This window comes from Inquilinus sp., assembly GCF_057815775.1.
Genome location: NZ_JBYRFX010000664.1, coordinates 1 through 5,274 on the forward strand (window position 1 = coordinate 1; position 5,274 = coordinate 5,274).

The 5,274-nt window shown below is 68.2% G+C and carries 7 protein-coding genes; 3 read left to right on the top strand and 4 right to left on the bottom strand.

Annotation, left to right across the window (positions count from 1 at the left end):
• Window positions 1–3 precede the first annotated feature (3 nt).
• Window positions 4–120, top strand: coding sequence for a zinc-binding dehydrogenase (locus AC3XYG_RS23050; protein ID WP_489142209.1), 117 nt, complete (start codon window positions 4–6; stop codon window positions 118–120).
• Here AC3XYG_RS23050 and AC3XYG_RS23055 read toward each other — a convergent pair.
• Both AC3XYG_RS23055 and AC3XYG_RS23060 read right to left on the bottom strand, forming a co-directional pair.
• Window positions 117–1,280: a cystathionine beta-lyase gene (locus AC3XYG_RS23055; RefSeq protein ID WP_489142203.1), complete on the bottom strand. Its 1,164-nt coding sequence runs from the start codon at window positions 1,278–1,280 to the stop codon at window positions 117–119. The two genes, AC3XYG_RS23050 and AC3XYG_RS23055, sit on opposite strands and share 4 nt — an antisense overlap.
• Before the next feature lie 140 nt (window positions 1,281–1,420).
• On the bottom strand, window positions 1,421–2,317 hold the full coding sequence (locus tag AC3XYG_RS23060) for a LysR family transcriptional regulator (protein ID WP_489142204.1): 897 nt from the start codon (window positions 2,315–2,317) through the stop codon (window positions 1,421–1,423).
• A gap of 109 nt (window positions 2,318–2,426) precedes the next feature.
• Here AC3XYG_RS23060 and AC3XYG_RS23065 point away from each other — a divergent pair, with 109 nt between their 5' ends.
• On the top strand, window positions 2,427–3,467 hold the full coding sequence (locus AC3XYG_RS23065) for a polysaccharide deacetylase family protein (protein ID WP_489142205.1): 1,041 nt from the start codon (window positions 2,427–2,429) through the stop codon (window positions 3,465–3,467).
• 56 nt (window positions 3,468–3,523) lie between these two features.
• Window positions 3,524–4,066, top strand: coding sequence for an ester cyclase (locus AC3XYG_RS23070; RefSeq protein WP_489142206.1), 543 nt, complete (start codon window positions 3,524–3,526; stop codon window positions 4,064–4,066).
• On the opposite strand, the gene AC3XYG_RS23075 is transcribed toward AC3XYG_RS23070, so the two are convergent.
• Window positions 4,067–4,897 (bottom strand): ATP-binding cassette domain-containing protein, encoded by an 831-nt coding sequence (locus AC3XYG_RS23075; protein WP_489142207.1) that lies wholly within the window; start codon window positions 4,895–4,897, stop codon window positions 4,067–4,069.
• A partial coding sequence (locus AC3XYG_RS23080; protein ID WP_489142208.1) for an ABC transporter permease subunit occupies window positions 4,894–5,274 on the bottom strand: 381 nt, incomplete at its 5' end. The genes AC3XYG_RS23080 and AC3XYG_RS23075, both read right to left, overlap by 4 nt.

Genomic DNA, 5,274 nt, shown 5'->3' on the forward strand with positions numbered 1-5,274 from the left:
GAGGTGGCGGTCGGGCTGAAGCCGGTCATCGGCGCCATGTATCCGCTGGCCGAGGCGGCGGAGGCCCATCGCGCGCTGGAGTCCGGGCGGACGACAGGATCGGTTCTCCTGGAGCTCTAGACCCGGACGGCGATACGGGCCAGGGACTGGGCGAGGTCGGCGATGAGATCCTCCGGCTCCTCCAGCCCGACATTCAGCCGGACGATCCGGCCGCCCAGATCCTGGCCCGGGCGGTCGAGTGTGGGGTAGGCGATGGCGAGCGCGGTGACGCCGCCCCAGCTGTAGCCGATCCGGAACAGCCGTAGCCCGTCGACGAAGGCGTTGACCCGTTCCGGCCCGATGCGGCGGTCGAACACGATCGAGAACACGCTGGACGAGCCGGTGAAGTCGCGCTGCCATTCCGCATGGCCGGGGCAGGAGGGCAGGGCGGGGTGCAGCACCGTCTCGATGCCCGGCTGCAGCGCCAGCCAGCGTGCGACCGCCAGCGTCGATGCCTCCAGCCGTTCCAGCCGCACGCCCAGCGTCTGCAGCCCGCGCAGCGCCAGGGCGGCATCGTCGGGCGACACCGCCATGCCGAGCTGCATCCAGGCCGCGCCCACCGCCTCGTAGCCGGCCTCGTCCGCCACCGACACAGTGCCGAGGAGCAGGTCGCTGTGGCCACCGACATATTTGGTCAGCGCCTGCATGCTGACGTCGACACCATGGGCGAAGGCGTCGAACAGCACGCCGGCGGCATAGGTGTTGTCGAGTGCCACCGGCACGCCGCGTGCATGCGCCGCCGCGACGATGGCCGGGACATCCTGCACCTCCATCGTTACCGACCCCGGGCTTTCGGTCCAAATCAGGGCCGTGGTGTCGCGGATCAGGCCGGCGATGCCGGCGCCGATCAGCGGGTCGTAGGCCTCCACCGTGATGCCCAGCCCCCTCAACAGGCCGTTGGCCAGGTCCCGGTTCGGGCCATAGGCGGTGACCGGGACCAGCGCGTGGCTGCCGGCCTTGCAGAAGGCAAGGTAGATCAGCGCGATCGCGGCCTGGCCGCCGGGGACGACGAAGCTGTGGCGCGCGCCCTCGATCTCGGCGATGCGGGCGCCCAGCTCCATCACCGTCGGGCTGCCGTACAGGCCGTAGGTGTAGCCCTGCTTCGCTTGCCGCCAGTCATCGGTCACATCGGCCTGGCGATCGAACAGCACCGTGGAGCCGCGATAGGTCGGCGTCACCAGCGAGCGGAAGCCGGGCGGCGCCGCGACCGTGGAGTGGATGAGCTTCGAACGCCAGTGCATGTTCCTTTGCTCCTCGAATGCGGCGTGACGAACGGGTCGGATCGCGGCTGGAACCAGTGATTGTATCCAATCCTGTTCGGCCGGCTGGTCGAAAACACCGTCTACCTGCTCTCCCGCCAGGCAGGGCCAGGGCGGCCAAGTCAGCCGCGGGCCAATTGGTCGAACCGCTCGACCATGGCGTCGAGGAACAGGCGCACCCGGGTCGGAAGCTGGCGGTTCGACGGGAACAGGGCGCAGACCGGTGCCGGATCGCTGCGCCAGTCCGGCAGGACGTGGACCAGGCGGCCGGCGCGCAGGTCGGGCGCCACATCCACCCAGGACTTCAGGACCAGGCCGCAGCCGTCGAGCGCCCAGTCATGGGCGACCTCGCCATTGTCGCTGCGCAGGCGCGCGGCGGTCCGCACCTCGGCCACCGCCCTGCCGGGTCCGACCAGCCGCCAATGGATGCCGGCGCCGCGGTAGTGCAGGCAGTCATGATCCGCCAGCTCCGCCGGTGATGCGGGAATGCCCCGGCGATCGAGATAGCCGGGCGCGCCGACGACGATGCGGTGGTTGTCGGCCAGCTTGCGCATGACCAGGCTGGAATCCTTCGGCATACCGATGCGGACGACGACATCCATGCCCTCGTCGATCAGCTCGACCATCCGGTCGGTGAGCGCGAGGTCGATCGAGAGCTTCGGATGGGCAAGGACCAGGTCGCGGCACACCGGGCTGACATGGGCACGGCCCAACGCCGCCGGCGCGCTTACCCGTAGCAGGCCCTGCGGTTCCGCGCGGCCATGGGTCAGCATCGCCTCGGCCTCGTCGATCTCGGCCAGGATGCGCTGGGCCCGGAGATAGAGATCCTGACCCTCTTCGGTCAGCGCCAGGCGGCGGGTGCTGCGGGTGATCAGGCGCAGATCGGCCCGACGTTCGAGTGTCGCCAGCCGCTTGCTGACGACGCTGAGCGCCAGGCCCATCTCCCGCGCCGCTGCCGACAGGCTGCCCGCCCCGGCGATCCGGACGAAGGTGCGCAGCTCGGTGATGTCGTCCAGCATGCCCGCCTCGCGATACTTTCCATTTGGTGGAGAGTAACTCCATCAGATGCGGGATAATATCCGAAATGGGCAATGACCAGATTGGGAGGGACGCAGAAGGAGCGACCCCATGATCCACGCCACCCCGTCTTCCCCCTTCAATCGCCGCGAGGCCTTGCAGATCGCCGGTGCGACCGCCGCGCTCGCCGCGGCTGCCGGCAGCCTGCCCGGCACCGCCCGTGCCGCGACACCGGCCTCTGCCACCACCGATGTCGCCGACCGCGCCGCCGGCTTCTGGCCGAATGGCGCCCGGCTGGCGGTCAGCCTGTCGCTGATGTTCGAAGGCGGCGGCCAGCCGATCTCGGGCGCCGGCGGCGTCATCCCGGATCCGATCGAAAAGGGCGTCCCCGACCTGCCGACCAACGCCTTCTTCGCCTATGGCCACTACGAGGGCATCCCCCGCCTGCTCGACCTGATGGACAGGCACGGCATCAAGCTCAGCTCGTTCATGATCGGCAAGGCGGTGGAAACCTCACCCGACCTCGCCCAGGAGATCGTGCGCCGCGGCCATGAAGCCGCCGCCCATGGCCGGGTGTGGGAAAACTCCTACCAGCTGCCGCGCGACCAGGAGAAGCGCTTCATCGCCGACAGCGTCGCGACGATCCAGAAGGTCACCGGCCAGACGCCGATTGGCTGGAACGCCTATTGGATGCGCAATTCGATCCACATCCTGGAGACGCTGCAGGATCTCGGCTTCCTCTATCACATCGACGAGCCGAGCCATGACGAGCCGTTCATCGTCCCGGTGCGCGGGCGGGATTTCGTGACCGTCCCCTACACCCTGCACATGAACGACATCGTGTCCTTCCCGTTCCAGGGCTGGAACCCCGCCGCCTATGAGCAGGCGCTGCGCGACGAATTCGACCAGCTGTACGAAGAGGGCGGGCAGCGCCGCCGCATGATGGTGGTCAGCCTGCACGACCGCATCTCCGGCCATGCCGGCCGGGTCCGTGCCCTGGACCGCTTCCTGGCCTATGCCAGGAGCAAGGGCGACGTCTGGTTCGCCCGCAAGGACGAGATCGCGCGATATGCGCTGGCCAACCGCGCCGGCACGCCCGTTATCGATCGTGGCTCGCCTGATGTGACGGGTCTGCCCGGCCCGACGGCGTGACCGTCATGCTCGACCACGTCACGCGGCCGCGGCCCCCGCAAACCAGGAGCAAGCCCATGCAGATTAGACCCTCGCGCCTTGGGGCCGGACTCGGGCTGCTCGCTGCGCTGGCGTTGCCGGCCTTCGCCGCGGACGGGGCGAAGATTGACGACCTCGTCATCGCCGCGTCGATCCCCGATGTCCAGCGCGAGGCCACCGTGGCGGCGGCCCGCGCCTTCTATGATTTCTGGAACACCGGCGACGAGGCCCTGCTGACGAAGGCGATCGCCCCTGGCTTCACCGACCACACCTTGCCGCCGGGCCGGCCGCAGGGGCCGACCGGTCCGGCCTTCGCCTCGCGCCAGTTCCGGGCCGCCGTGCCGGACCTGGCCGTCGAGGTGCAGAAGATGATCGTCGCCGGCGATTACGTCACCGTGCACATGGTGTTCACCGGCCACTTCACCGGTAAATTCGACACGGCCCATGGCACGGGCCAGCCGATCCGCTTCATCGCCACCGACCTGCTCGAGGTCAGCGGCGGGCACGTCACGGACAACTGGCACATCGAGGACAACCTGACCCTGCTGCAGCAGATGGGCCTGGCCAAGACCGGCCCGTGATCAGGCCCCGGGCACCGCCGGGGCCTCGCTCGCCGCGGCGGCGATCGCCTTGCGGCCCAGGCCGGATTTGACGATGCGGATCAGCTCTTCCTCGCTGGTCTCGCTGGTCGAGGCATCCAGCACGATCTCGCCGGCATGCAGGAAGTTGATGCGGTCGCAGACCTCGAAGATCTGGTTGTAGTTGTGCACGATCAGCACGACCGAGACCTCGCGCTGCCGGCGCAGATTCTGGATCAGGCCCAGCACATGGGCGCTTTCGCGCACGCCCAGCGCCGCCAGCGGCTCATCCAGGATCAGGATGGACGGCGAGGAATAGATCGAGCGGGCCACCGCCACGCATTGCCGCTGGCCGCCCGACAGCAGGTCGACCGTGCTGTTCACGCTGGGGATCGAGATGCCCAGCGTCTGCAGATACTGCTGCGATAGCGCGCGCATCTTGCGGTTGTCGAGCAGGTTGAGGCCGAGCACGCGCTTCTTCTGTTCCCGGCCCAGGAACATGTTGTGATAGATGCTGAGGTCGCCGACCAAAGCGAGGTCCTGGTATACCGTCTCGATGCCCTGGGCGCGGGCGTCGCGCGGCGAGGCGAAGCGCGCCGGCTGGCCATTCGAGCTCATGGTGCCGGTGTCCGGCTGGTGGAAGCCGGACATGATCTTGATCAGCGTCGACTTGCCGGCGCCGTTGTCGCCGACCAGCGCCAGCACCTCGCCCTTGCGCAGCTTGAGGCTGACATCGACCAGCGCGGTGACGGCGCCGAAGCTCTTGCTGATATGCGACATCTCGAGGATGACCGGCGCGTCCGGCGCCAGCGGCGGAATGGTGTCGGTGTTCATATGCGCCTCCGCACGCGCAGCCTGTCGACCTGGACGTTCAGGACCATCGCCGCGACGATCGCAGCGCCGAGATAGACGTCGGACACGGTGGCCTGGGCCCCGACCATGACCAGGCCGTTGTTCAGCGACGAAACCACGAAGGCTCCGATCATTGCCCCGATGAGCGTTCCGGAGCCGCCGAGCAGCGAAGTGCCTCCGATAACCGCAGCAGCGATCGCCTGAAGCGTCAGGAACGGGCTGCCTGCGAGCGGGTCGGCGGACGAGAATTCCATCGTGTTCAAGACGCCCGCAAAGGCTGCCAGGCCGCCAGCGATCATGAAATTATAGATTTTGATATGGTCGGTCCTGATGCCGATCTCGCGAGAGCCAACCATATT